This is a genomic window from Kribbella jejuensis (genome assembly GCF_006715085.1).
Lineage (GTDB): Bacteria > Actinomycetota > Actinomycetes > Propionibacteriales > Kribbellaceae > Kribbella > Kribbella jejuensis.
In genome coordinates, this window is sequence record NZ_VFMM01000003.1 from 886,865 (window position 1) to 911,628 (window position 24,764).

The window sequence follows — 24,764 nt, forward strand, 5'->3', positions numbered from 1 at the left end:
ACACCATGTCCCTACCCTGTATTCTCGACCGCGCTCTAGGTCAAGAGGATTCAGACCAGCCAGTTGCCGTTGTTCATCAGGACGCGGTCTTTGAGTTCGTTGACCTCGCGCCAAGCCTGGATCTTCTGCGGCGTCACTCGGAAGAACGGGTAGTTCGGGAGGGGGCGGGGGTCGAAGCCGGACTTTTCCGCGAACTGGTCGGCCTCGGTGGGGGTTGGGTCGGTGGGCTCGGCGGTGGCGGTGATGTGGATGACGTCGCGGACCTCGCCCAAGGTCAGCTGCAGGACCGGGTTGGCGAGTAGGTTGCGTGCGGTCGGGTTGGTGCGGGCGGTCGACAGGAGCAGCGTGCCGTCGGTCCACAGGAACGAGAGCGGCATCAGGTACGGCGTACCGTCCGGGGAGGCTGTCGCCACCCACGCGTCGACGTCCTGGGCCAGGCGGGTCAGGGTGTCCTGTTTGCGGACGTCCAGTGGGCGGGGTGCTGCCGTCATCGTCGGCTCCTGTCACATGTGTCGGTCGGGTTCCGTCAAACGGGTGACGGCGCTGGGCCGCACAGTGTGACAGGTGAGGGGTGTGGTGCGGATGACCGGGGACGACTGGCTGGCAACACGGTTCGAGGAGAACCGGGACCGGCTGCGCGCCGTGGCGTACCGGATCCTGGGTTCCGAGCCCGAGGCGGAGGACGCGGTCCAGGAGACGTGGATCCGGCTCAGCCGCAGTGACACCGGAAGCATCGACAACCTCGGCGGCTGGCTCACCACGGTCGTCGGCCGGATCTGCCTCGACATGCTGCGGACCCGCCGCGGCCGGCCCGAACTACCCGTCGGCGAGCACTCCCCCGGGCTCGCCGACGACGTACCCGATCCCGAGCTCGAAGCCGTCCAGGCCGACTCGGTCGGGCTCGCGCTGCTCGTCGTACTCCAGACGCTGTCGCCGGCCGAGCGGCTCGCGTTCGTACTGCACGATCTGTTCGCCGTACCGTTCGAGGACATCGCGCCGATCATCCGGAAGTCGCCGGCCGCCGCGCGGCAGATCGCGAGCCGCGCACGCCGCCGGGTTCGCGGTACGCCGGAACCGACCGGCGTCGACGTCGTACGCCAGAAGGAAGTCGTGAACGCCTTCCTGATGGCGGCCCGTGGCGCGGACTTCTCGGCACTGCTCGAGGTACTCGACCCGGATGTCGTCGTTCGCGCGGACGCCGGCGCCGGCGCGTACGGGTCGGAGGCAGTACTGACCGGAGCGGCCAGCGTCGCGCGGGAGTTCACCGGACGGGCTGCGGCCGCGAAACTCGTCCTCGTCGACGGAATGCCTGGCCTGGTGTGGATGCAGCGCGGAGAACCGCTGATTGTGTTCTCTTTCACGGTCACCGACGGGCGTGTCGCCGCGATCGACCTGCGCGGCGACAAGGAGTACCTGGAAAGCGTCGATCTCGTGACCTTGAAAGCCTGAACCGGCGGCGTGGCGAGTGGACAAACTCCGGTCGGATTCCTGCGACCGATGAGGCCCCTTCAGGAGCAGGGAAACCGGGTTTTTACCGGCGCCGAAAGTGCGCTACTGTTCTGCTCTCGCACCGAGCGGAGACGCTCCGGATGCGGCGCGGACGTAGCTCAGTTGGTAGAGCGCAACCTTGCCAAGGTTGAGGTCGCCGGTTCGAACCCGGTCGTCCGCTCGGAGAAGGTTTTCGGCTTTCTACGGTGGAGTGGCCGAGAGGCGAGGCAACGGCCTGCAAAGCCGTGTACACGGGTTCGAATCCCGTCTCCACCTCGGGAACCTCAGCTGGGCTGGGTGTTCCGGACGGACGATTGGCGCAGCGGTAGCGCGCTTCCCTGACACGGAAGAGGTCACTGGTTCGATCCCAGTATCGTCCACGAAGGCGATGGGCGAGGTGTGCCGCGCAGCCTGACGGCTGCGGCTGGCCACCTCGCCTTCGTCATTTGTGCGGCTGCGCTTCGCTTGCCGCGTTGCGGGGGCTCCGCCACCCGCACCCCCTGCGCCTTCGCTTCGCTCGGCGGCGCGTGGCTGGGTTGGGCGGGTGGCTCGGCGTCAAACAGCTGGTTAGCGGTGGCGGGACTGGGCTGCTACGGCTGACAGGAGTACTGCTGCTCCTGCTAGGGCTACGACGGTCAGGTGTTCTTTGAAGAAGAGGACGCCTATGGCTGTGGCTACTACTGGTTCCAGTAGGGCTATTACAGAGGCTGTGGAGGGCTTCAGGGTTCTCAGGCCTTCGTAGAAGAGGGTGTAGGCGAGGGCTGTGGGGACCAGGCCGAAGTAGGCGATCAGGAGCCAGCCGGTCCAGGTTGTCGGGAGGGCAGCGAACGGGGCTAGTAGTAGAGCTCCCGTCACGAAGCCCAGGAGGGCTGTGGTCAGGGGGTCTGGGGTGTTGCGGTTGAGCAGGGTGGTCAGGGAGTAGCCGGCTGCCGAGGCCAGGGCTGCTGCTATGCCTGTGAGGCTGGCCTTTCCCGCGGTTGTTGTCAGGAGGGCCAGACCTGCTAGGGCGGCGAGTATCGCTGGTGTCAGGCGTTCTCGGGCACCTAGGGTGATCATGATGGGGGCTGCGCCTAGGGCTATGACCGTGGCTATTCCGATGCCCACTCGTGGGATTGCGGTGAAGTAGCCGAGTTGGCAGATGGCCAGGCCTAGGCCGGTGAGAGCATGGCTTGGCCTGAGGTTGAGGGGCTTGCGGCGGCGTGAAAGTAGGCGCAGCGCCAGCAGCCAGACAGCGGCCGCGGCCAGGCGCCAGAAGGAGGTGGCGAGGGGCGTCAGGCCTGCCTTGGACAGGAAGGCGCCGGTTGGGCCGCCTGTGCCCCAGGCGATGGCGGCCAGGAGTACTAGTACTAGGGCACGTCGTGACGAGACGCGTTGGTGCATCGGGTGCTCCGGAGTGTTCGCATCGAGTAGGAGGCTTCTGCGAACAGCCCGAAGAAGCTCAGGTCACCAAAGGACCTGAGCGTGAAAGTGGCCGTCCGCTAAGCGGCGGCCGGCGGGGTGATGATTCGATGCATGCCGGAGACCCTAGCCAGTCCGGGAGGCGGTGACCAACGGATTACATCCGCAGGTACGAGCCGCCGTTGAAGTCGAGGACCGTGCCGGTGGCGAACTCGGCTTCTGCTGATGCGAGGTAGAGGATCGCGGCCGCGACCTCGGACGGGTCTGCTACTCGCTCCAGCGGGCTTTCCAGTCGGCGGCGGTCGTAGCCTTCGCCCGCGAGGTTGACGGCTGCCATGTCCGTGACGGTCCATCCTGGAGCGATCGCGGTGACCGCGATTCCCTCGGGGCCGAGCGCGCGGGCCAAGGATTGCGTGAACGAGACGATCGCCGCCTTCGAAGCGCCGTACGCGGGCTGGTTCGGTTCGCCGCGGAAGGCGCCGCGGGACGAGACGTTGACGATCCGTCCGCCGCGGGTCATATGCCGTACGGCGCACCACGTGACGTTGGCCGGACCAATGAGATTGACGGCGAGCGTGTCCGCCCACGCCTGCTGCCATTCGGCGTACGTCGTCTCGCGGATGCGGTGCGGGTGATAGACGCCGGCGTTGTTCACCAGTACGTCGATACTGCCGAGCGCGGCCGCGGCGTCCGAAACCATCGTCTCGATCGCGGCCGGATCCGCCAGGTCCGCATGTACTGCGAGATGGCCGGAGCCAGGCAGTTCCTTCACCACCTGGGCGGCAGCGTCGGCCGACGAGCTGTAGTGCACCGCCACCCTGTCCCCCGCGGCGGCGAAGGCTCGAGCCGTCGCCGCTCCGATCCCCCGCGAAGCCCCAGTCACCAGCACAGATCGGTTCATGAGAACCGATCCTTTCAAAGCAACAAAAGCTGCTGAGTGTCAGGGCCGCGGCTTCCAGTCGCGCCGGTACGACTTCGCCGCGCGCACCCACTCCTTCTTCGCCTCGTTGCGGAGACGTACGTCGGCACGTCGCGCCATGTACGCCGCCTCCCGCTGCAGCTTCAGCCAGCTCTCGTAGCGCCGGTACGGCAGCGTCCCGTCCTCCAGACCCGCGCGTACGGCGCAGCCCGGCTCGGACTCGTGCGAGCAGTCCTTGAACTTGCACCGCTCCGCCAGCGACGTCACGTCCGGGAACGCCGCGGCCAGCCCCTCCCCGCTCTCCTGCAGACCGATCCCCCGCAGCCCAGGCGTGTCGATGACGACCCCACCGTGCGGCAGCACGATCAGCTCACGCCGTACCGAGGTGTGCCGCCCCTTGCCGTCCTCCCGGATCTCCTGCACGTCCAACAGCTCCACGCCGGCCAGTGCGTTCACGAGCGACGACTTGCCCGCACCACTCGATCCCAGCAACGCCAGGGTCGCGTCTCCTGCCAGCAACGCACGTACGTCGTCCATGCCGGCGCCCGTGGTCGCACTGCACACCAGTACGTCGGCACCGGGCGCAGCGGCGGCCACGTCCTCCGCCAGCAGCTCGGCGTCGCTCACGAGGTCGGACTTGGTCAGTACGACGACCGGACGCGCCCCGCTCTCCCAGGCCAGCGCCATGAAGCGCTCGATCCGGACGATGTTCGGCTCCGGTACCAGGCCGACCACGATCGCGATCACGTCGACGTTCGAGGCAAGCACCTGGCCTCGGGACGAGCCGCCGACCTCGGCCCGGACGATCGCCGTACGACGAGGAAGCACGGACTCCACCGTGATCCGGTCGTCCGGCCAGACCCGCAGCACCACCCAGTCGCCGGTACACGGGCCGGCCTGCGCGTCCGATGCGATCTCGGCGAGCAACGCCCCGGACCAGCTGGCCCGGACCGGCCCGTCCGCGGTGAAAACCGTCGCCAGACCCTTGTCGACCCGGGCGACGCGCCCCGGGACCAGGTCCTCGGGGACGGACTTCAGACATTCGGCCATGGAGCTGTCGAGCCCCAGGGCCTGGAGTTTCGCTGACATGCGACGAACCTTTCGAACGGTCCGGCCGCGAGATTCAGCTCCGCGGACAGACGGTAGTGGAGACAACGGGCCGATAGGCCGCTTCCGAGTTCATGGCGGGTTGCCTCCCTTCCGGGGTCCTTGCGGTCCAGCCAGGACCGTGTTCGCGATGCCGTCAGCCTAGGTCGTCGGTCTCCCCCGGCGCACCGGATTTTCCGACCGACGCCGTCCGCCGCTCACCCGCGTCGTCGCCACCGCGCGCATCGCGCGCATCGCCCGCTTCGCCCGCGTCGTTCGCGTCGGTCGCATCGTTCGCGTCGGCAGGGGCCTTCTGGCGCGGCTCGGTGGCCAGGTTCTCCACCTTCCGGGCCACCTGCAGTTCAGGGCGCTCGTCCGTGCCGACCGGCGTCAGCGTTGCCACGCCATGCTCGTGATGCGGGTCCGGCTCCGCCTTCATCACGGGCTCGACCTCGTCCTCCTGCTCAGCGGCAGCCTCGGCCTTGACCTCGGTCACGTGCGCCTTGTGCGGCCACAACCGGTCCACCACGGCGTTGAGGGCAGCACCGATCAATACGGCGATTGCGGTCATGTAGAGCCACATCAGTACGGCGATCGGCGCCGCGAGCGGCCCGTAGATCGACGTCCCGCCCACTGTGCTCTGCAGGATCCACCGGAGCACGAAGCTGCCCAGGATCCAGATCGACAGCGCCAGGAACGACCCCGGCAGGTCGGAGACCCACGGCGTCCGGATCGGCACGGACAGGTGGTACAGGGTGTTCAGGAAGCCCGCGGACAGGATCGTGACGACCGGCCAGTACAGCTGGTTGAGGAAGTCGAGGTTGTGCGGCAGCAGGGCGTTGACCGCATCCGGTCCGGCCAGCACCAGCGGCAGCACGATGACGCCGATCACCAGCGCCGCGCAGTACAGGCTGAACGACAGCGCGCGGGTCTTGACGATGCCGCGCTTGCCGCCCATCCCGTACATGATCGTGATCGTGTCGACGAACACGTTCAGCGCCCGGCTGCCGGACCACAGCGCCAGCACGAAACCGATCGAGATGACATCCGGGCGGCCGCCGTTGAGCACCTGGTCCAAGGTCGGGGCGATCACGTTCTTGATCGAGTCGTCGGTCAGCGCCCGGGCGGCGAGGTCGACGATCTGCTGCTTGATGTCGTTGATGGTCTCGACCCTGAACCACTTGCTCGCGATGTAACCGAGCGAGCCCGCCAGCCCGAAGATCAGCGGCGGCAGCGAGAGGATCGCGAAGAACGCCCCCTCCGCGGCCAGACCGGTGACCCGGTAGCGCAGACACACCCCGACAGTCTGGGTGAGCAGCTTCCAGGTCGTCGCCGGGATCTTCCGGACCCATGCCAATGAGAGGGAGCTCCCACCAGTGGGTCCTGCCCCGATACGTGCCATACCGCTTACCGTACTGACATGGCGGACCCATTCGCGGTAACGAATCAGGCTCCCCCACTGCGGGGCGTGAACTTCTTCACCCGCGACGCGGCGCTCGGTGACGCTCTGCGTCCGTACGCCGCCCTCGCCGGGGACCTCACAGCCGATCCCGGGCTGACCCGGATCGGCGAGTTGGCCGGCTCCGAGGAGGCCCGCGCGTACGCGCTGCCCGCGAACCAGAACCCGCCGGTCCTGCGGACCCACGACCGGTACGGGAACCGGGTCGACGAGGTCGACTTCCACCCGTCCTGGCACTGGCTGATGCAGCATGCCGTCGGCTTCGGGCTGCAGGCGGCGCCGTGGACGAGTGACGCGCCCGCGCCGCACCTGACCCGCGCGGCCGGCTTCTACCTGTGGTCGCAGGTCGAACCGGGTCACGGTTGCCCGATCTCGATGACGTACGCCGCCGTACCGGCGCTGCGGGCCGACGAGGCGCTCGCGAAGGAGTGGATCCCGCAGCTCGCCTCGACCGAGTACGACGTACGCCGGCTGCCGGCCGCGGCGAAGAACGGCGTACTGGCCGGGATGGGGATGACCGAGAAGCAGGGCGGGTCCGACGTGCGGGCCAACGTGACGACCGCGACGCCGGCCGGGGACGTGTACCAACTGCACGGACACAAGTGGTTCTGCTCGGCGCCGCAGGTGGACGTGTTCCTGGTACTGGCGCAGGCGCCGGACGGACTGAGCTGCTTCGTGGTCCCGCGGGTTCTTGCCGACGGCAACCGGAACCCGTTCGCGCTGCAGCGGCTGAAGGACAAGCTCGGGAACCGGTCGAACGCGTCGTCCGAGGTCGAGTTCCACGGAACCATCGGATACCGCCTGGGCGAGGAGGGCGCCGGCGTCCGGACGATCATCGAGATGGTCGCGGCAACCCGGCTGGACTGCGTTCTCGGCTCGTCGGCCCTCCAGCGGCGAGCGCTGGTCGAAGCAGTTTGGCACACGCGGCACCGAAGCGCATTCGGTGGGCTACTGGCGGACAAGCCGGCGATGCAGAACGTGCTGGCGGATCTGGCGCTCGAGTCCGAGGCGTCGACGGCGCTGGGGATGCGGTTGGCAGCGGCGGTGGACGCATCCGTCGGAGGTGATCAGCAGGCGGCGGCGTTCCGGCGGATCGGGTTGCCGTTGGCCAAGTTCTGGGTGTGCAAGCGGACGCCGTTCATGGTCGCGGAGGCGCTGGAGTGTCTCGGCGGGAACGGGTACGTCGAGGAGTCCGGGCTGCCGCTGCTCTACCGGGAGTCGCCGCTGAACTCGGTCTGGGAAGGGTCCGGGAACGTGAACGCGCTCGACGTACTGCGGGCGCTGCGGAAGCCGGAGTCGCTCGAGGCGTGGCTGCTCGAGGTCGGCTCGGTCCAAGGTGCCGACACCCGGCTGGATGCGGCCGTGGAGGATGTCCTGCAAGCGCTTGCTGATCACCAGAACGCCGAAGCCGGCGCGCGAAGGCTGGCTGCGCTGATGGCCCTGTGCCTGCAGGCTTCGTTGTTGATCAGGAACTCGACGCCGGAGGTCGCCGATGCGTTCGTCGCGTCGCGGCTGGCCGGCGATTGGGGCGGTGTGTTCGGGACGTTGCCGCGGACGACTCCGTTCGATCGGATCCTCGAGCGCACGATAGGGTGAGCGACGTCGCGACTGGCGCGCTGAAGGTGGAGAACCACCGGGGAGCGAAACCCGTCGGCACCGTGCGCCTGGGTGCCTTCGACCCACTGCAACCGCAGGAGAGACAACGATGACTCAGTCCTTTGACGCTGCCGCCGCGTCGGCCGCGTACAACAACGCGCTGCAGGTGATCGCCGCGGTCGAGCCGACCATCGCCGGCGCGATCAAGGCCGAGCTGGCCGACCAGCGGTCCTCGCTGAAGCTGATCGCCAGCGAGAACTACGCCTCCCCCGCCACCCTGCTCACGATGGGCAACTGGCTGTCGGACAAGTACGCCGAGGGCACGATCGGGCACCGCTTCTACGCCGGCTGCCAGAACGTCGACACCGTCGAGCAGGCCGCCGCCGACCACGCGCAGGCATTGTTCGACGCCCCGCACGCGTACGTCCAGCCGCACTCCGGCATCGACGCGAACCTGGTCGCGTTCTGGGCGATCCTGGCGCAGCGGATCGAGTCGCCGGCGCTCGCCGAGGCCGGTGCGAAGCACGTCAACGACCTGACCGAGGAGGACTGGACCAAGCTCCGCAAGGCGCTCGGCGACCAGAAGATGCTCGGCATGTCGCTGGACGCCGGCGGTCACCTGACCCACGGTTTCCGGCCGAACATCTCCGGCAAGATGTTCAACCAGCACTCCTACGGGACCGACCCGGAGACCGGGCTGCTCGACTACGACGAGGTCGCCCGCAAGGCTCGTGAGTTCAAGCCGCTGATCCTGATCGCCGGCTACTCGGCGTACCCGCGCAAGGTGAACTTCGCCAAGATGCGGGAGATCGCCGACGAGGTCGGCGCGACGCTGATGGTCGACATGGCGCACTTCGCCGGCCTGGTCGCGGGCAAGGTGTTCACCGGCGACTTCGACCCGGTGCCGCACGCACACGTCACGACGACCACCACGCACAAGTCGCTGCGCGGCCCGCGCGGCGGCATGGTGCTCTGCCAGCCGGAGTACGCCGAGTCCGTCGACCGCGGCTGCCCGATGGTGCTCGGCGGTCCGCTCAGCCAGACGATGGCCGCGAAGGCGGTCGCGCTGGCCGAGGCGCGGCAGCCGTCGTTCCGCGAGTACGCGCAGGCCGTCGCAGACAACGCGGTCACCCTCGCCGAGGGCCTGATGAAGCGCGGCGTCAAGCTCGTCACGGACGGTACCGAGAACCACCTCGTGCTGCTCGACGTCTCGTCGTACGGCATCACCGGGCGGCAGGCGGAGTCCGCCCTGCTCGATGCCGGAATCGTCACCAACCGCAACGCTGTACCTCGCGACCCGAACGGCGCCTGGTACACCTCCGGCGTCCGGATCGGTACGCCGGCCCTCACCACGCGCGGGTTCGGCGCCGACGAGTTCGACCGCGTCGCCGAACTGATCGTCGACGTGCTGTCCGCCACGACCCCGACCACCACCTCGGCCGGCGCCCCGTCGAAGGCGAAGTACGTGCTGGCCGACGGCGTGGCCGACAAGACGCGCGCCGCCTCCGCCGAGATCCTCGACAAGCATCCGCTGTACCCGGGTCTCGAGCTCAACTGACACGTTTTACGGCGCCCGCTCCTGCTTGCGTGAAGCGGCTTGGAGCGGGCGCTGTCGTTTGTCGTCAGGCGTCCCGCTCGACGCCGGTCAGCGCGTCCGGCGAAGCCTTCGCGGCCCGCTTCGGCATCAGCGTCGCCGCGAGCACAGCTCCGGCAACCGCGATGCCGCCGGACACCCACATCGTGGTGTTGAGGCTGGTGAGGAAGGCGTCTCGTACGTCGGCCGCCAGGGCCGGCGCGTTGGTCTTGGCGGCGACGGCCAGTCCGCCTGCGAGGCTTCGCTCGGCCGCGTCGGCCACCTGCGCCGGCAGACCGGTCGTGTCCACGTGGTGGCGGTAGACCGAGTTGAGCACGGTTCCCAGTACGGCGACCCCGACCGTGCCGCCGACCTGCCGGAACGCCTGCAAGAGCCCCGAGCCGGTCCCCGCCCGCTCCGGGTCGAGGACCCCGAGCGCCGCGTTCATTGCCTGCGGCATCGAACAGCCGAGGCCGAAACCGACCACCACGAACCAGATCGCGGTGTACCCGTACCCGGTGCCGAGGTCGGTGAACGCGCCGAGTACGAAGCCGGCCGCCATCACGACGAAGCCGGTCATCACAACCAGGCGGGTGCCGATCTTCGACTCCACCGGCTCGGCCAGCTTGGCGCCGACGGTCATCCCGCCGATGAACGGCAGCAGCTTCAGGCCGGTGTGCAGGGCGTCCGATCCGTTGATGCCCTGGAAGTACTGCGGCATCGTGAACAGCAACCCGAAGATCGCGAACACCGAGACTGTCAGCAGTACGGCACCGCCGGTGAACACTCGTTCGCGGAACAGCCGCAGCTCGATCAGCGGTTCACTGTTCCGGCGCTGCCACAGCAGGAAGCACGTGATCAGTACGACGGCCAGCGCGAGGAACGTGATCGTGACACCGTCCGTCCACGAAGACTCGCCCGCCTTCGTAACGCCGTACACCAAGGCTGCGAGGCCCGCGCTGGACAGGACGATGCCCAGGCAGTCGATCGCCGGGCGGTTCGCGCTCCGGCTCTCCGGGACGAGCAGCGTCACCGCGAGCGCGGCCAGGAACGCGATCGGGATGTTGATCACGAAGATCCACTGCCAGCCGGCGTGGTCGAGCAGCAGGCCGCCGACGATCGGGCCGAGCGGCATACCGATGCTGTTGGCAACGACGAAGAAGCCGATCGCCTTCTTCCGCTCCTCCTCGGTGCGGAACAGCACGGTGATCAGCGACAGCGCGACCGGCACGATCATTGCCGCGCCGATGCCGAGGAACGCCCGAGCCGCGATCAGCTGACCGGCCGAGTTCGACAGCGCGCAAGCCAGCGACGCCAAACCGAACAAGGTCAGGGCGATCGCGATGATCTTGCGCCGTCCGAACCGGTCGCCGAGCAGCCCGGCCGGCAGCAGCAGCGCGGCGAGCACCAGGTTGTAGCTGTTCGCCATCCACTGCAATTGGCTGGTGGACGCGTCGAGATCCTTGGCGAGCGTCGGCAGCGCGACGTTCAGCACGGTGGTGTCGAGGCCGAGGACGAGTACGGCGAGACACAGCGCGATGAGCACACCGAACCGGCGAGCGCCGGTCAGTGTCGACTCCGAGGTGGTCGTGGTCATGTGATTCAAATTATCAGAAGCTTGTGATAGTTGCGATAAATCAAATTACTGTAAGCTTCAACCATGGTCGAGGAACCGAGCCAGGAAGCCGTCAGCCAGTTCGTCGAGCGGTTCGCGGGCGTGCTGGCGAACAGCGGCGTACCGACGATGTCGGCTCGGGTGATGGGCGCGATGCTGGTCAGCCCGAACGGGACGATGACCGCGGCCGAGCTCGCCGAGATGCTGAAGATCAGCCAGCCCGCGGTGTCCGGCGCGGTCCGGCAACTGCTGCAGGTCTCGTTCATCTCCCGCGAGCGGCTCCCCGGGTCGCGCAAGGACCACTACCGGATCCGTGAGGACGTCTTCGCCGCGATCCTCGAACGCCGCAACCTCGCGTTGAGCGAGTGGGAGGCGACCAGCCGCGCCGGCGCCGCGCTCTTCGCCGAGGACTCCCCCGTCTGCCGGCGGCTGACCGAGGCGGCCGACTTCTTCGCGTTCATCCACGCGGACATGGAACAGATGATCAAGAACTGGCGAGCGGAACACCCGCGGTGAACCGCCGCAAGGCGAAGCGTCTCGTCGGTACGGCGTGGCTCGACAGCGAGTACCGGATTGCCTGGGAGACGCGGATCATGCGGCGGCGGGTGCCGCTGTACCGGGCCGGGATCGCCGTACTGCGCGCGCTGAACGCCGGTGAGCCGTCGTTGGACGTCACCCGCTGGAACCGCGTCGGTCCGCACGGCGGAACGTTCGTGATGGACAAGCTCGAGACAATGACCGGGCGGACGGATCGCCCGGTGACGTCACGGGCCGAGCTGCGCGCGCGGACGTCGTTCGCGTCCCGGCTGGCACGGTCGATCTCGGCGGACGAGTGGCCGCAGATCATCGCCGAGTACGACCGGCGCCGGCGTGGTGAGCGGCCGCAGTACCACTATGTCGGGCACCGTCCGCTGAACGCCGCGTCGCACGCGCTGATGGACGAGGCGTGGGTGCGGGGCGAGCTGCCGACGGACAAGTACCGTGCGTGGAACGTGCTCAAGAACGAGGACGACGGCGCGTTCTACAGCGAGTTCTTCACCCACGGGAACGCCCGCGGCTTCCCCGGCGGCGAAACGAACCCGGGCTTCCGGCTCGGCCGGATCATGTTCGACGTCAGCTGGCGCGACAAGGCAACCCTCCCCCTCGAACGCCAAATCCTCCGCCGGAGCCGGGTGCTGCGCACGAAGGAGCTGATCAAGTTCTTCCGAATCGAACTGCGGGAGCTGTTCCGGCCCCCGGACCCGACGTCCACACCGCCGGCGCAGAACCGCCGGGACCCCTTCACCCCCGAGGTCGTCGCCGCCGTCGCCGACTTCACCAAACCCGAGGAACTCCGCTCCCCCACCGCCCGCGGCGAAACCACACCCGACCGGCAACGCGCATCAGCAATCGACATCGCCAACACCGTCCAAAAGGCCCTACCACCAGCCGCCACCGGCCAGTCGGCCGCGCGACGATCGATCACCGTGGCGCAGCCGCTGCCACCGGCCGTCAGCGGACAGGCGGCTTCAGGCCGACCATCAGTTCCCGCGCAACCCCCACCGCAGTCGCATCCATCCCATGCGCCGCAACCACCTGAGCCCCCACCGGCAGCCCGCCCAACAACCCGACCGGCACACTCACCCCGGGATGCCCAGTCACGTTGACGGACCGCGTTGGTTCATTTGGCGAGTAGGCAGTAGGCGAAGGCGAGGCGGCGGTCTAGCCAGTCGGCGTGCACCGTGATCGAGGTCGTGCCCTCGGAGTACATTGCGACCCTGTCGGCTGAGCGCCACTCCAACGTGCGGGTTTTTGTGGGTTGGTCGCCGCCTTCGTCGCCGATGCCGGTGAGGCCGTCGAGGACGCCTATCAGGAGGCGGCCGGCGGCTTTGGCGGCGAGGCGGGTGGGTGGGCCGCTCAGCCATTCGGTGCGGCCTATCAGTTCGGGGTGGCCGGGTTGGGTGATGCGCCAGTTGGGGCGGAGGAGCGGGCGACCGGACGGGATTCGGGTGATGGTGCCGACCTCGTGGTCCTCGGCGTCGCGGACCGACCAGGCGTGGTCGGACGATTGCGAGACCCGGCAGAGGAGTTGCGTCAGGTCGGCGTCGAGGTACAGGGAGCGGTCGGGGCCGACATAGGCGTACGGCGTGAGCACTCGGTCGTCCTTCGAGCCGGAGGCCACCCGGATCGCGTTCGGGCCCCACTCGATGTGGTTCCGGGTGCGGGTGGCCGGGCGTTCGACGTTTCCCAGCGTGAACTCACGGACGTTCTGCCAGCCGGACACTCGCGTGAGTTTACGTGGCCGGCCACGTCGTACAGGTTCAGCGTGTCCGCAATCGTGAGGCTGACCAGACCATGAGGGCCGCGAAGGTGGCTCCGAGGAGGGCGCAGGCCGCGGCCACGCCGATCAGCGAGATGAGGGCGCCGAAACCCGCCATCGCGGCCGGCATCAGCCCGTCGTCGGAGAGGCTGACGATGCTCGACGTGCGGCCGAGGAAGGCCGGGGCGATGGTCTGCTGGAAGGCACCCGAGAGCAGGGCGGAGGCCAGGCCGGCGGTGAAACCGATCATCGCCATCGCGGCGAAGACGGCCACGCGCGGGACCAAGCCGACCATCACGCAGCCGGCCGCCTGGGCGATCAGCACGAGCAGGCCGGCGCGGGCCGGCGCCGGCGGCTTCCACCGCATCGCGACCACGGCCCCGACCGCCGCCGCGATCCCCGAGCAGGCTTGGAACCAGCCGAGCGCACCCGAGCCCCACCCACTGCCGTGCACCCGCTGAACCAGTCCGACCGCCAGGACCGGACCGACACACAGGTTGAGCCCGAAGAAGGCGATCACCAAGGTCCGGGCCACCTGATCCCGGCGCAGATAGCCGAAGCCGGCCGCCAGGTCCCGCCGGATCGAATGCCCGCTCGCCACCGGCTGCGGAAACCTCGGCCGGACCACCAACGCCAGCACGACCGCGATCACCCCGAACGACACCGCGTCGACGAGCATCACGGTCATCAACCCGCCGTGAGCCACCAGCAGACCGCCGAGGGGCGCACCGACGAACACCGCCAGCCGATTGGCCAACTGCCGCCCGGCCGCCAGTGGCACCAAGTCATCAGGCTGGACCATCCGTCGCGGCAAGGTCCCGGCGGCCGGGTTGTACAGGGCGTCGACCGCCCCGAAGACGATCGCCACCGTCAGCAGCAGCGGCAGCGTCACCCCGTCCGCGACCGCCACGATCGCAGCGGCGACGAGCACCGCGATCCGCCCGAGGTTGGCGACGATCATCGTCCGGCGACCGTCCCAGCGGTCCGCCAGCGCGCCGCCGAAGAGCAGGAACAGCGCCCGCGGCAGCGCCCCGATCCCCATCACCAGGCCGGCGCCCGCGGGCGACGTCACCTGCGCCGCACTCCACGCGAGCCCGACGTACCAGGCGACGTCGCCGGCCTCGGACACCGCACCGGACAGGATCCAGGCCTGCACCCGCCGATCCCGCCGGAGTGCAGGCACAACGACGGCCCCGACCGAGGGCGAGCTCACGGCTTGGCCGGTACGGCGTGGGCGAAGACGTAGACCGGCTGCGCCGACTCGTCGGTCGACGGTGCCTCGTAGTACTCCTGGATCAGCTCGCCGATCCGTTGACCCAGTTCCTCGAGCCGCTCGGGCGTCAGCCGCAGCCAACTGTCGGTCGAAAATGCCGCCCGCACCCACTCCTCGTCGTACGACGAACGCATCTCGAACCACTGCCGGACCTTGTCCGTGTGGTGTGTGACGTTCCTCTCCTCGGACACTGTTGCGATCAGCTCGCCGGCAGGCTCACCCTCCGCGTCGGCAACCGACCAGCTGTACGACTGGTGAGCGCTGCGCCACCAGCGCTCCCGCCGGTTCTTCGCCAGCTCGGGCGCCTCCAGGATGACCTCGGCCGCGGCCAGCACCTTGAGGTGGTGGCTGATGTTGCCGACCAGTTCGCCGGTCCGCTCGGCCAGTTGCGACGCGGTGGCCGGGCCCTCGACGCCGAGCAGGTCGAGCAGTCGCCGGCGGAGCGGGTGGTGGATCGCGGCGACCACCGAGGAGGTCGCGGCGCGTCGGTTCGCAGGTGCCATAGGCAGCACCGTAGCTTCCACAAGAGCTCTTGCACAAGAGCTCTTGTGAATAACGCAAGGAGCACGGAACAATGAACAGCAGACTGGTAGACATAACCACATGGTGAGATCGAGTCTCAGGATGTAGGAATGGGAGTTGCTTTACCGGCCGGTCGCGCTGACGCTTGTGGACATGCTCGCTGCCCTGTCCACCCACCTCGTAGGTCGCATCCATGTCGACCTCGGGCGGATGCGCAGCGCCATCTGTTGTCCTTCGATGTTCTGACAGCCACCCTGCCTGGGCCAATGACGGCCCCCTGATCATCCCCGATCACCGCTGGGTGCGCACCGCGCGGAACGCATCGAACCGACGACGCTTCGATCTCCCCGCCGCTGGTGAGCACCTGTCACGAGGACAAGGACGCGCCCCCGATGACTGCCGGCGTCACCACTCCTGCTGCCCGCAAGCCCGCCCGCCCCCGCAAGGGCAAGGGCGAAGGCCAGTGGGCGCTCGGATACCGCGAGCCGCTGAACAAGAACGAAGAGAACAAGAAGAACGACGACGGCCTGAACGTCCGGGCCCGGATCGAGAACGTCTATGCGCACCGCGGGTTCGACTCGATCGACCCGGCCGACCTGCGCGGCCGGTTCCGCTGGTGGGGCCTGTACACCCAGCGCAAGCCCGGGATCGACGGCGGCAAGACCGCGACGCTCGAGCCGGAGGAGCTGGACGACCGCTACTTCATGATGCGGGTCCGGGTCGAGGGCGGGCAGCTGACCACCGAGCAGCTCAAGGTGATCGCGGACGTCTCGACGAAGTACGCGCGGAACACAGCCGACATCACCGACCGGCAGAACATCCAGCTGCACTGGATCGCGATCGAAGACGTGCCGGCGATCTGGCAGCGGCTCGAGGCCGTCGGCCTGTACACGACCGAGGCGTGTGGCGACGTACCGCGGGTGGTGATCGCCAGCCCGGTCGCCGGGATCGCCGCGGACGAGATCATCGACCCGACGCCGGCGATCAACGAGATCGTCGAGAAGTACATCGGCTCCAGCGAGTTCTCCAACCTGCCCAGGAAGTTCAAGACCGCGCTGACCGGGCACCCGTCGCACGATGTGGTCCCCGAGGTCAACGACATCGCGTTCGTCGGCGTCGTGCACCCGGAGTACGGCCCGGGCTTCGACCTCTGGGTCGGCGGCGGCCTGTCGACCAACCCAATGCTCGCGCAGCGGCTCGGTACCTGGATCCCCCGCGACGAGGTGGCCCAAGCCTGGTGGGGCGTGACCAGCATCTTCCGCGACTACGGCTACCGGCGGCTGCGGAACCGGGCGCGACTGAAGTTCCTCGTCCAGGACTGGGGTGTGGAGAAGTTCCGTGAGGTGCTCGAGGACAAGTACCTCAAGCGGAAGCTGATCGACGGCCCGGCGCCCGAGGTTCCGGCCGTCCAGGGCGACCACGTCGGCGTACACAAGCAGAAGGACGGCAAGTACTACGTCGGCGTCGCGCCGGTCGTCGGCCGGGTCTCCGGTACGTCGCTCGCGCGGGTCGCCGAAGTGGTCGCGGCGCACGGGTCGAACCGGATCCGGACCACCGCGCAGCAGAAGCTGCTCGTGCTGGACGTCGAGGAGTCGCAGGTCGACTCGCTGGTCGCGGAGCTGGACAAGCTCGGGTTCCAGGCGAACCCGTCGGCCTGGCGGCGGAACACGATGGCCTGCACAGGCATCGAGTTCTGCAAGCTGGCGATCGTCGAGACCAAGGCGAAGGCGGCGCGGCTGATCGAGGAGCTCGAGGAGCGGATCCCCGAACTGGACGTACCGATCACCGTGAACCTGAACGGCTGCCCGAACTCCTGCGCGCGGATCCAGACCGCCGACATCGGCCTCAAGGGCCAGTTGGTGATGGATGCCGACGGCAAGCAGGTACCGGGCTACCAGGTGCACCTGGGTGGCGGCCTCGGGCTGGACGCCGGCTTCGGCCGGAAGCTCCGCGGTCACAAGGTGACCGCGGACGACCTGACCGACTACGTCGAGCGCGTCACCCAGAACTACCTGAAGGAACGCAACGAGGGCGAGCGGTTCGCCCAGTGGGTCACCCGAGCAGATGAGGAGGCACTGACATGACCGAGCGCGCGGCACCTCTCTACTGCCCGTACTGCGGCGACGAGGACCTCAGGCCCTCCGAAGAAGGACACGGCGCGTGGGAGTGCCGGCCGTGTGCACGGGTGTTCCAGCTGAAGATGATCGGGTTGCGGGTGACGGTGGAATGAGCACGGATCTGAAGACGATCGCCGAAGAGGCGAACGAACGACTGGCGGACGCATCGGCGGTCGAGGTGCTCGCGTGGGCACGGGAGACCTTCGGCGACGAGCTGGTCGTGACCGCTTCGATGGCCGACGGCGCACTCCCCCACCTCGCGGCGCAGGCCGCGCCGGGGGTCGACGTACTGTTCCTCGACACCGGCTACCACTTCGCCGAGACGATCGGGACCCGGGACGCGGTGGCCGCGACGCTGCCGATCAACCTGATCAACGCCACCCCCAAGCAGACCGTGGCCGAGCAGGACGCGGAGTACGGCGAGAAGCTGCACGACCGCGACCCGAACAAGTGCTGCGCACTGCGCAAGGTCGAGCCGCTCAACCGGTACCTGTCCGGCTACAAGGCCTGGGTGACCGGCATCCGCCGCGAGGAGGCGCCGACCCGCGCGAACACGCCCGTCGTCGAGTACGACGCGAAGCGCGACATGGTGAAGCTGAACCCGATCGCGCCGTGGACGCAGGAGGATCTGGACAACTACATCCAGGACAACGGCGTACTGGTGAACCTCCTGCAGTACGACGGCTACCCGTCGATCGGCTGCGAGCCGTGCACGCAGCGCGTCGCGCCGGGCGAGGACCCGCGCAGCGGCCGCTGGGCCGGGACGGGCAAGGTCGAATGCGGGTTGCACACATGAGTACAACCGTCACAGAGCTTGACGCTCTGGAGAGCGAATCGATCTTCGTGTTCCGCGAGGTGGCGGCGGAGTTCGAGCGGCCGGTGATCCTGTTCTCCGGTGGCAAGGACTCGATCGTGATGCTGCACCTGGCCCGGAAGGCGTTCGCGCCGGCCGGGGTGCCGTTCACGTTGCTGCACGTCGACACCGGCCACAACTTCCCCGAAGTACTGGCGTACCGCGACGCGGTGGTGAAGGAGCTCGGGCTGCGGCTCGAGGTCGCCAGCGTCGAGGAGTACATCGCCGATGGCCGGCTGCGCGAGCGGACCGACGGGACACGGAACCAGCTGCAGACGATTCCGTTGCTCGACGCAATCAACAGCCACCGGTTCGACGCGGTGTTCGGCGGCGGCCGTCGGGACGAGGAGCGGGCCCGGGCGAAGGAGCGGATCTTCAGCCTGCGCGACGAGTTCGGCCAGTGGGACCCGCGCAACCAGCGGCCCGAGCTGTGGTCGCTGTACAACGGCAAGCACCGGCCGGGCGAGCACGTCCGGGTGTTCCCGCTGTCCAACTGGACCGAGCTGGACATCTGGAACTACATCGAGCGCGAGCAGATCCCGCTGCCGTCGATCTACTACGCCCACGAACGGGACGTGTTCGAGCGCGACGGCATGTTGCTTGCCGTCGGCCCCTACTCCCAGCCGCGCGAGGGTGAGACCGTCACGCAGCGCCTGGTCCGGTACCGCACGGTCGGCGACATGTCCTGCACCGGAGCCGTCGCGTCCACCGCGACGACCGCGGCGGACGTCGTCGTCGAGGTCGCGGCCAGCGAGATCACCGAACGCGGCGCCACCCGCGCCGACGACCGGGCCAGCGAGGCCGCGATGGAAGACCGTAAACGAGAGGGGTACTTCTGATGAGCACCCTGTTGCGGCTGGCAACGGCCGGCTCGGTGGACGACGGCAAGTCGACGCTGGTCGGGCGGCTGCTGCACGACTGCAAGGCGATCCTCGCCGACCAGATCGCGCACGTGAAGACGGTCTCCGAGGCACGCGGCGGCGACTTCGACTTCGCACTGCTGACCGACGGTCTACGGGCCGAACGGGAGCAGGGCATCACGATCGACGTCGCCTACCGGTACTTCGCCACCGACAAGCGCTCGTTCATCCTGGCCGACTGCCCCGGGCACGTGCAGTACACCCGGAACACCGTCACCGGGGCCTCCACCGCCGATGTGGTGATCATCCTGGTCGACGCCCGGCACGGCGTCCTCGAGCAGACCCGCCGGCACCTCGCGGTGGCCGGGCTGCTCCGGGTGCCGCACGTCGTCCTCGCGGTGAACAAGATCGACCTGGTCGGCTACGACGAGGCCGTGTTCACCAAGATCGCCAAGGAGGTCAACGAGGTCGCCGACCACCTCGGCATCGCCGACCTGCAGGCCATCCCGGTGTCCGCGCTGGTCGGCGACAACGTCGTCGAACGCTCCGAGCAGACCCCCTGGTACGACGGTCCGACGCTGCTCGCGCTGCTGGAGAACGCGAACGGCCGCACCGACACGTCGCAGCAGCCGCTGCGGTTCCCGGTGCAGTACGTCATCCGCCCGCAGACCGACGACGAGTACCGCGACTACCGCGGCTACACCGGAACCGTTGCCTCCGGCACCGTCAAGGTCGGCGACCCGGTGATCGTGCTGCCCGCGGGCCGCCGTACCTCGATCGCCGGCATCGACCGGCCGGTCGTCACCCCGACCAGCACCGCAGTGGTCGAGCGGCCGTCGGCGATCGCCGGCGAGGCGGTCACGGTCCGGCTCGCCGACGACATCGACGTCGCCCGCGGCTCGGTGATCGTCGCCGCCGAGGCCTCTCCCGGTACCCGCCGGGAACTGGCCGCCACCGTGAGCTGGCTGTCCGACCGGCCACTGACCGTCGGGGCCCGGGTGCTGATCAAGCACACCACCACCACCGCGCAGGCGATCGTCACCAAGATCACCGGCGCGCTGGACCTCGACACGCTCGGAGTCATCGACGCCGCCGAGCTCGCGCTCAACGACATCGGCAAGGTGCAACTCAAGATCGCCGCGCCGCTGGCCGCCGACCCGTACTCGGCCAACACCATCACCGGATCGTTCCTGCTGATCGACGCCCACGACGGGTGGACGCTGGCGGCCGGCATGATCGACGACGAAGAAGGGGAACTGCTGTGACTGCTCCAGCGCTCGTGATCCTCGCCCACGGCAGCCGCGACCCGCGGTCGGCCGCCACCGTGCACGCTCTCGTCAAGTGCCTGCGCGGGATGCGCGACGACCTGCGGATCGAAGCCTCCTTCCTCGACCACTGCCCGCCGACGCCGTACCAGGTCCTCGGCAAGCTCGCCGCCGAGGGTGTCGAGGAGGTCGTCGTCCTGCCGCTGCTGCTGTCGGCCGCGTACCACGCGCGGATCGACGTACCGGCCGTCGTCGACGAGGCGCGCAGCCGGTTCCCCGGCCTGCGGATCATCGCCTCCGACGTGCTCGGGTACGACGACACGCTGCTCGACGTACTGGACCGTCGGATGCGCGCCGAACTGAAGGACGGCCGGGTGCGTGAGCTGGACGCGCTGGTGCTGGCCTGCGCCGGCTCGAGCGACTCGCACGCGAACGCGAGCGTCACGCGGCTCGCCCGGCTGTGGGGTCAGCGGCACAAGCTGCCGGTGACCGCGGCGTTCGTGTGCGCTGCCTCGCCGTCGCCCGCTGAGGCCGTGCTGCAGTGGCGGCTCGAGGGTCGCCGGCACGTGGCGGTCGGATCGCTGTTCCTGGCGCCCGGCGTACTGCCCGACCAGGCCGAGTCGACGTCGCGGCGCGCGGGTGCGGTCGCGGTGTCGCAGCCGCTCGGTGTCAGCGCCGAGGTGGCGCGGCTGGTTCTGCTGCGGTACGGCGTGGCGGGTCTCGACCTGCTGACGCTGGAGCCGGCGCCGCGCCCGGTCATCGCCCGGCCCGAGCTGGTCCGGACCGCCTGAGCGTCGGACTTCCCGCACTCACCAACCCCGGTTCGCGCGATCCGGCCGAGCGTGCTCGGCCGGATCAGCCGGCGCGGATCGCACGTTGGTGAGTGGCGCGGGTCCGCTCAGCGCTGGAAGCGATGTGGATCGAGGAAGGAGACGTCCGTGTAGGGCGTCTCCTTCGTCGTTTGCTGGGCCAGCAGTTCGCCGATTCCGGCGCAGTGCTTGAAGCCGTGGCCGCTGTCGCCGCCGGCGATCAGCACGCGGTCGCCGTACCGCCCGACCAGGAACTGGCCGTCGAGCGAGTCCGTCACCATGCACGGCATCAGCTTCACCGGTTCGGGATCGAGGTCCGGGAAGTGGTCGGCGATCGCGGCGGAGAGCTCGGCGATGTCCTTGCGCGGGTGGATGTAGCGGTCGAGTTCGTCCGGGTCGATATCGCGGTCGCGCTCGGCCCCGTCGAGGCCGACCTTCACTCCGAAGTCCTCGTCGGAGCCGTGTCCCCACAGGCCCCGGCCGTCCGCGAACTCCCAGATGAACGACGGGAAGTTCCGCAGGCGGAACGCGTCCGACGCCGGGTCCTTCGGCTGGAACCAGAACAGCGGTGTCCGTCGCGGGGAGAGAGCTGGGCCCGGCACGAGCTTGCTCAACCAGGCGCCGGTCGCGATCACGACCTGGTCCGCGGTGATCGTGGTGGTCGGCGTCCGTACCCTCACGCCGTCCGGCCGTACCTCGATGCCGGTGACCATCGTGTGCGGGTAGACGGTCGCCCCGAGCCGTACCGCCGCGGCGACGTGCGCTCGGACGGTCGGCTCGGCGTAGCAGATCCCCGCGTCCGGATCCCAGATCGCCACGTCCTCGGGCGCCAAGTTGTACTGCGGGAACTGCTCGTGCAGCTCGTCGTGCGTCAGTTCAGTCGTCACCGCACCAGCAGCTGCCGCCGCCGCCCGCACGCCCTTCACGGGCCGGCTTTCCGGTGCCCCGACGTTGAGCGACCCGGTCTGGCGAACGTACGTCTCGCCTGTCCACTCCCCCAGCTCGGTCCACAACGCCAGCGACTTCCGGGCGATGGCAGTCAGCCCCGGGTGCTCCATACAAGCCACCCGAAACAACCGGGTAGCCCCATGCGAAGACCCGAACGCATGCCCAATCCCTTGCCGCTCGATCCCCACCGCATCCAACCCACGAGCGGCCAGCCGCCACAGGGCTGCCGACCCGAACGCCCCCAACCCGACCACGACAACATCCGCCATGCCCGCCACCCTACGTGCAGGCGCGGCGGAGGTCTGGGTCTCAGAGGCCGACCATTGACATGCCGGCGGGGTTGTAGCGATCGCCTTGGACGCCGATGCGGGCGGCGAGGGCGTTGAGCCCGGCGATCTCGTCGGCCGAGAGCGCCACCTGCGTGGCAGCGTTGTTCTCGTCGATTCGGGTGCGGCGGCGGGTGCCTGGGATCGGTACGATCCACGGCTGCTGAGCGAGCAGCCAGGCGAGTGCCACCTGACCGGGAGTGCACCCCTTCGGCTCGGCGAGGGACCGCACGTAGTTCACCAGTGCCTCGTTGGCGGTCAGGTTGTCCGCCTCGAACCGCGGGACCCTGGCGCGGATGTCGCCGGCCGTGAACTCGGTGGATGTGGTGACCGTGCCCGTCAGGAAACCCTTGCCGAGTGGGCTGAACGGCACGAACCCGATGCCGAGCTCCGCGCAGGTGGGCAGCACCTCCGGCTCAGGGTCGCGCGTCCACAGCGAGTACTCGCTCTGCACAGCCGTCACCGGATGGACGGCATGCGCCCGCCGAATCGTCGCCGCGCCGGCTTCGGACAGCCCGAAGTGGCGGACCTTCCCGGCCTGCACGAGTTCACCCACTGCCCCGGCGACGTCCTCGATCGGGACGTCGGGATCGACCCGGTGCTGGTAGAACAGGTCGATCACGTCGATCCCGAGCCGGCCCAGCGACTCGTCCGCGACCCGCCGGATCTGCTCCGGCCGCGAGTTCGTCCCGAGCATCTTGCCGTCCTGGATGTTCCAGCCGAACTTCGTCGCGATCACCACCTGGTCGCGCACCGGCGCCAGCGCCTCGCCGACGAGCTCCTCGTTGACGTACGGCCCGTACACCTCGGCGGTATCGAAGAACGTGACGCCCTGCTCCACGGCGTACCGGATCACCCCGATCATGTCGTCGCGGTCACCGGGGTTGGGCCCGTAGCTCTGCGACATGCCCATACATCCCAGACCCACCGCCGACACCTGCAGACCTTGACCGAGCGTTCGTGTGTGCATGACCCGACGGTAGAGCCGGTGCGGCGTGCGCAGGGAGGCTCTACTAGTACACGTCAGAGATAGCGTGATATCTTGCTATCTATGGCGAAGGACGGGACCAAGAACATCCTGTTGCGGCTGGATCCGGAGTTGGCGGACCGCTTGCAGACGGTGGCGTCGGTGGAGGGGCGATCGGTGTCGGACGTGGCCCGGGAGGCGATCGCGGCGCTGGTGGACCAGCGCCGGCAGGACGCCCAGTTCAGCCGGTTGCTCGAGGAGAACCTGAGCCGGCACGAGGAATCGCTGCGCCGGCTGCGTGGAGACGACTGATGCGATACCTCGGCCGGTACGACGTGCTCGCCGTCGCCGCGCGGGTGCTGCGCTGCGCGTCCGACGACGTCGTCCGCCGGTCGAACCTCGACGCGATCGATCGCGTACTGACCGACGTACGCCGGACCGGCGGGCTGGCCGAGGCGGCCGGGGCGCTGCTCGCGGGACTGGTGCGGGAGCGCCCGTTCGACGGGGCGAACCGGGTGGTAGCGGTCGCGGTCGTGCTGCAGTTCGTCTCGCTGAACCGGGCCGACCTGCAACTCGAGCCGGTGAGTGAGGTCGACGAGCTACTCGACCGGATCACGGCCGGTGCGGCCGGCGACGCCGAGGCCGCGGCGTTCGTCCGGAGCCGGCTGGAACATCACCCGGTGACCGCGGAGGACCTGCAGGAGCACCTGAAGATCGAGCTGTCGCTCGAGGACGTCGTTCAGGACGTGTGGAGGGGAGATCCGATGTACGAGCATTTCAGCGAGGAAGCCCGGCGAGTGATCGTGCTCGCGCAGGAGGAGGCGCGCGGCCTCGACCACGTGTACGTCGGCACCGAACACCTGCTGCTGGGGGTGATCACGCTGCGGACGAGCGTCGCGTCGCGGGTGCTCGCCTCGATGGGCATCACCGCCCCGGTGGTGCGGGAGCTGGTCGTCGAGATCGTCGGGCGCGGGAAGAGCGACGCGGGCGCCGGCGCGATCCCGTTCACGCCGCGGGCGAAGAGCGTGTTCGAGTTCGCGTGGAGTGAGGTTCGAGCGCGTGGGGCGGATCGGGTCGGGCCGGAGCACCTTCTGCTCGGCGTACTCCACGACGGTGACGGGGTTGGTGGCCAGATCGTCACGAAGCTCGCCGAGAACGTCGACGAGGTACGGCGCAAGCTGGAACAGCGGATCGATTGGCGCCGCCGGTCCGAGTCCGTCGTCGCCGAGGAGGCCGCGACGTGGACGACGTACGGGCGGCGGCACCACCTGCTCGCCGAGCTGAACGCGGTCCTCGACGAGAACGAGCGGCTGCACGAGCAGGTCGCGAAGCTCCGCGACCTGCTGCGCCGGCACGGCATCGACCCGGACAGCTGACCGGTCCAGAAACCG

The 24,764-nt window shown here is 68.8% G+C and carries 24 protein-coding genes, 3 tRNA genes and 1 riboswitch; of the genes, 16 read left to right on the plus strand and 11 right to left on the minus strand.

Annotated elements, in window-relative coordinates; translation table 11 throughout:
- Window positions 1-50: 50 nt before the first annotated feature.
- The gene (locus FB475_RS31940) at window positions 51-491 is read right to left on the minus strand and encodes a pyridoxamine 5'-phosphate oxidase family protein (RefSeq protein WP_141861256.1); all 441 of its coding nucleotides are present in this window, start codon (window positions 489-491) and stop codon (window positions 51-53) included.
- Window positions 492-564: 73 nt separating this feature from the next.
- Between FB475_RS31940 and FB475_RS31945 the strand changes: the two genes are divergently transcribed.
- The 4 genes from FB475_RS31945 (at window position 565) to FB475_RS31960 (ending at window position 1,868) form a co-directional block, all read left to right on the plus strand.
- A complete protein-coding gene (locus FB475_RS31945; protein WP_337678230.1) occupies window positions 565-1,449 on the plus strand; it encodes a sigma-70 family RNA polymerase sigma factor in 885 nt (294 codons plus the stop codon).
- Between the two features lie 147 nt (window positions 1,450-1,596).
- A tRNA-Gly gene (locus FB475_RS31950) sits at window positions 1,597-1,669 on the plus strand.
- A 24-nt stretch (window positions 1,670-1,693) separates the two neighbouring features.
- A tRNA-Cys gene (locus FB475_RS31955) sits at window positions 1,694-1,764 on the plus strand.
- A gap of 32 nt (window positions 1,765-1,796) precedes the next feature.
- Window positions 1,797-1,868, plus strand: a tRNA-Val gene (locus FB475_RS31960).
- A gap of 187 nt (window positions 1,869-2,055) precedes the next feature.
- Here FB475_RS31960 and FB475_RS31965 read toward each other — a convergent pair.
- The 4 genes from FB475_RS31965 to FB475_RS31980 form a co-directional block, all read right to left on the minus strand.
- Entirely contained in the window at window positions 2,056-2,868 is an 813-nt protein-coding gene (locus tag FB475_RS31965) for an EamA family transporter (protein ID WP_141861258.1), read from the minus strand.
- 175 nt (window positions 2,869-3,043) lie between these two features.
- Window positions 3,044-3,787 carry an SDR family NAD(P)-dependent oxidoreductase gene (locus FB475_RS31970; protein ID WP_141861260.1) on the minus strand — a complete coding sequence of 248 codons (744 nt, stop codon included), beginning with the start codon at window positions 3,785-3,787 and terminating at the stop codon, window positions 3,044-3,046.
- 39 nt (window positions 3,788-3,826) lie between these two features.
- Window positions 3,827-4,894, minus strand: coding sequence for a ribosome small subunit-dependent GTPase A (rsgA, locus tag FB475_RS31975; protein WP_141861262.1), 1,068 nt, complete (start codon window positions 4,892-4,894; stop codon window positions 3,827-3,829).
- 154 nt (window positions 4,895-5,048) lie between these two features.
- Window positions 5,049-6,293: a YihY/virulence factor BrkB family protein gene (locus FB475_RS31980; protein WP_141861264.1), complete on the minus strand. Its 1,245-nt coding sequence runs from the start codon at window positions 6,291-6,293 to the stop codon at window positions 5,049-5,051.
- 18 nt (window positions 6,294-6,311) lie between these two features.
- Here FB475_RS31980 and FB475_RS31985 point away from each other — a divergent pair, with 18 nt between their 5' ends.
- Together FB475_RS31985 and FB475_RS31990 are read left to right on the plus strand one after the other, a co-directional pair.
- Window positions 6,312-7,946: an acyl-CoA dehydrogenase family protein gene (locus FB475_RS31985; RefSeq protein ID WP_141861266.1), complete on the plus strand. Its 1,635-nt coding sequence runs from the start codon at window positions 6,312-6,314 to the stop codon at window positions 7,944-7,946.
- Window positions 7,945-8,027, plus strand: a riboswitch (ZMP/ZTP riboswitch). Its footprint overlaps the gene before it by 2 nt.
- A gap of 28 nt (window positions 8,028-8,055) precedes the next feature.
- Window positions 8,056-9,504 (plus strand): glycine hydroxymethyltransferase, encoded by a 1,449-nt coding sequence (locus FB475_RS31990; RefSeq protein ID WP_141861268.1) that lies wholly within the window; start codon window positions 8,056-8,058, stop codon window positions 9,502-9,504.
- 64 nt (window positions 9,505-9,568) lie between these two features.
- Here FB475_RS31990 and FB475_RS31995 read toward each other — a convergent pair whose 3' ends face one another.
- Window positions 9,569-11,116, minus strand: coding sequence for a DHA2 family efflux MFS transporter permease subunit (locus tag FB475_RS31995; protein WP_141861270.1), 1,548 nt, complete (start codon window positions 11,114-11,116; stop codon window positions 9,569-9,571).
- A 63-nt stretch (window positions 11,117-11,179) separates the two neighbouring features.
- Here FB475_RS31995 and FB475_RS32000 point away from each other — a divergent pair, with 63 nt between their 5' ends.
- Window positions 11,180-11,650 (plus strand): GbsR/MarR family transcriptional regulator, encoded by a 471-nt coding sequence (locus tag FB475_RS32000; protein ID WP_141861272.1) that lies wholly within the window; start codon window positions 11,180-11,182, stop codon window positions 11,648-11,650.
- Window positions 11,647-12,780: a hypothetical protein gene (locus FB475_RS37020; RefSeq protein ID WP_185759520.1), complete on the plus strand. Its 1,134-nt coding sequence runs from the start codon at window positions 11,647-11,649 to the stop codon at window positions 12,778-12,780. The genes FB475_RS32000 and FB475_RS37020 overlap by 4 nt, the downstream gene beginning before the upstream one ends.
- Window positions 12,781-12,794: 14 nt before the next feature.
- On the opposite strand, the gene FB475_RS32010 is transcribed toward FB475_RS37020, so the two are convergent.
- Genes FB475_RS32010 through FB475_RS32020 form a run of 3 tightly spaced genes read right to left on the minus strand, consistent with a single transcriptional unit; the run spans window position 12,795 to window position 15,209 of the window.
- Window positions 12,795-13,397 carry a hypothetical protein gene (locus FB475_RS32010; protein WP_141861274.1) on the minus strand — a complete coding sequence of 201 codons (603 nt, stop codon included), beginning with the start codon at window positions 13,395-13,397 and terminating at the stop codon, window positions 12,795-12,797.
- A gap of 37 nt (window positions 13,398-13,434) precedes the next feature.
- Window positions 13,435-14,646 carry an MFS transporter gene (locus tag FB475_RS32015; RefSeq protein ID WP_141861276.1) on the minus strand — a complete coding sequence of 404 codons (1,212 nt, stop codon included), beginning with the start codon at window positions 14,644-14,646 and terminating at the stop codon, window positions 13,435-13,437.
- On the minus strand, window positions 14,643-15,209 hold the full coding sequence (locus tag FB475_RS32020) for a winged helix-turn-helix domain-containing protein (RefSeq protein ID WP_141861277.1): 567 nt from the start codon (window positions 15,207-15,209) through the stop codon (window positions 14,643-14,645). Before FB475_RS32020 ends, FB475_RS32015 begins: the two co-directional genes overlap by 4 nt.
- A gap of 411 nt (window positions 15,210-15,620) precedes the next feature.
- Here FB475_RS32020 and FB475_RS32025 point away from each other — a divergent pair, with 411 nt between their 5' ends.
- The 6 genes from FB475_RS32025 to FB475_RS32045 are packed head-to-tail and all read left to right on the plus strand — an operon-like array spanning window position 15,621 to window position 21,114.
- Window positions 15,621-17,312: a nitrite/sulfite reductase gene (locus FB475_RS32025; protein ID WP_141861279.1), complete on the plus strand. Its 1,692-nt coding sequence runs from the start codon at window positions 15,621-15,623 to the stop codon at window positions 17,310-17,312.
- A complete protein-coding gene (locus tag FB475_RS37025) occupies window positions 17,309-17,458 on the plus strand; it encodes a PDDEXK family nuclease (RefSeq protein ID WP_185759521.1) in 150 nt (49 codons plus the stop codon). Before FB475_RS32025 ends, FB475_RS37025 begins: the two co-directional genes overlap by 4 nt.
- On the plus strand, window positions 17,455-18,141 hold the full coding sequence (locus tag FB475_RS32030; protein WP_141861281.1) for a phosphoadenylyl-sulfate reductase: 687 nt from the start codon (window positions 17,455-17,457) through the stop codon (window positions 18,139-18,141). The genes FB475_RS37025 and FB475_RS32030 overlap by 4 nt, the downstream gene beginning before the upstream one ends.
- On the plus strand, window positions 18,138-19,037 hold the full coding sequence (cysD, locus tag FB475_RS32035) for a sulfate adenylyltransferase subunit CysD (protein ID WP_202878631.1): 900 nt from the start codon (window positions 18,138-18,140) through the stop codon (window positions 19,035-19,037). Before FB475_RS32030 ends, cysD begins: the two co-directional genes overlap by 4 nt.
- Window positions 19,037-20,323: a sulfate adenylyltransferase subunit 1 gene (locus tag FB475_RS32040; RefSeq protein ID WP_141861285.1), complete on the plus strand. Its 1,287-nt coding sequence runs from the start codon at window positions 19,037-19,039 to the stop codon at window positions 20,321-20,323. The genes cysD and FB475_RS32040 overlap by 1 nt, the downstream gene beginning before the upstream one ends.
- Window positions 20,320-21,114 (plus strand): sirohydrochlorin chelatase, encoded by a 795-nt coding sequence (locus tag FB475_RS32045; RefSeq protein WP_141861287.1) that lies wholly within the window; start codon window positions 20,320-20,322, stop codon window positions 21,112-21,114. Before FB475_RS32040 ends, FB475_RS32045 begins: the two co-directional genes overlap by 4 nt.
- A 107-nt stretch (window positions 21,115-21,221) precedes the next feature.
- Here FB475_RS32045 and solA read toward each other — a convergent pair whose 3' ends face one another.
- Together solA and FB475_RS32055 are read right to left on the minus strand one after the other, a co-directional pair.
- Window positions 21,222-22,349, minus strand: a complete 1,128-nt coding sequence (gene solA / locus FB475_RS32050; RefSeq protein ID WP_141861289.1) for an N-methyl-L-tryptophan oxidase — start codon at window positions 22,347-22,349, stop codon at window positions 21,222-21,224.
- A gap of 40 nt (window positions 22,350-22,389) precedes the next feature.
- On the minus strand, window positions 22,390-23,376 hold the full coding sequence (locus FB475_RS32055) for an aldo/keto reductase (protein WP_141861291.1): 987 nt from the start codon (window positions 23,374-23,376) through the stop codon (window positions 22,390-22,392).
- Window positions 23,377-23,457: 81 nt separating this feature from the next.
- Between FB475_RS32055 and FB475_RS32060 the strand changes: the two genes are divergently transcribed.
- Together FB475_RS32060 and FB475_RS32065 are read left to right on the plus strand one after the other, a co-directional pair.
- The gene (locus tag FB475_RS32060; RefSeq protein ID WP_141861293.1) at window positions 23,458-23,685 is read left to right on the plus strand and encodes a ribbon-helix-helix protein, CopG family; all 228 of its coding nucleotides are present in this window, start codon (window positions 23,458-23,460) and stop codon (window positions 23,683-23,685) included.
- Window positions 23,685-24,749, plus strand: a complete 1,065-nt coding sequence (locus FB475_RS32065) for a Clp protease N-terminal domain-containing protein (RefSeq protein WP_141861295.1) — start codon at window positions 23,685-23,687, stop codon at window positions 24,747-24,749. The genes FB475_RS32060 and FB475_RS32065 overlap by 1 nt, the downstream gene beginning before the upstream one ends.
- The last annotated feature ends 15 nt before the right edge of the window (window positions 24,750-24,764 follow it).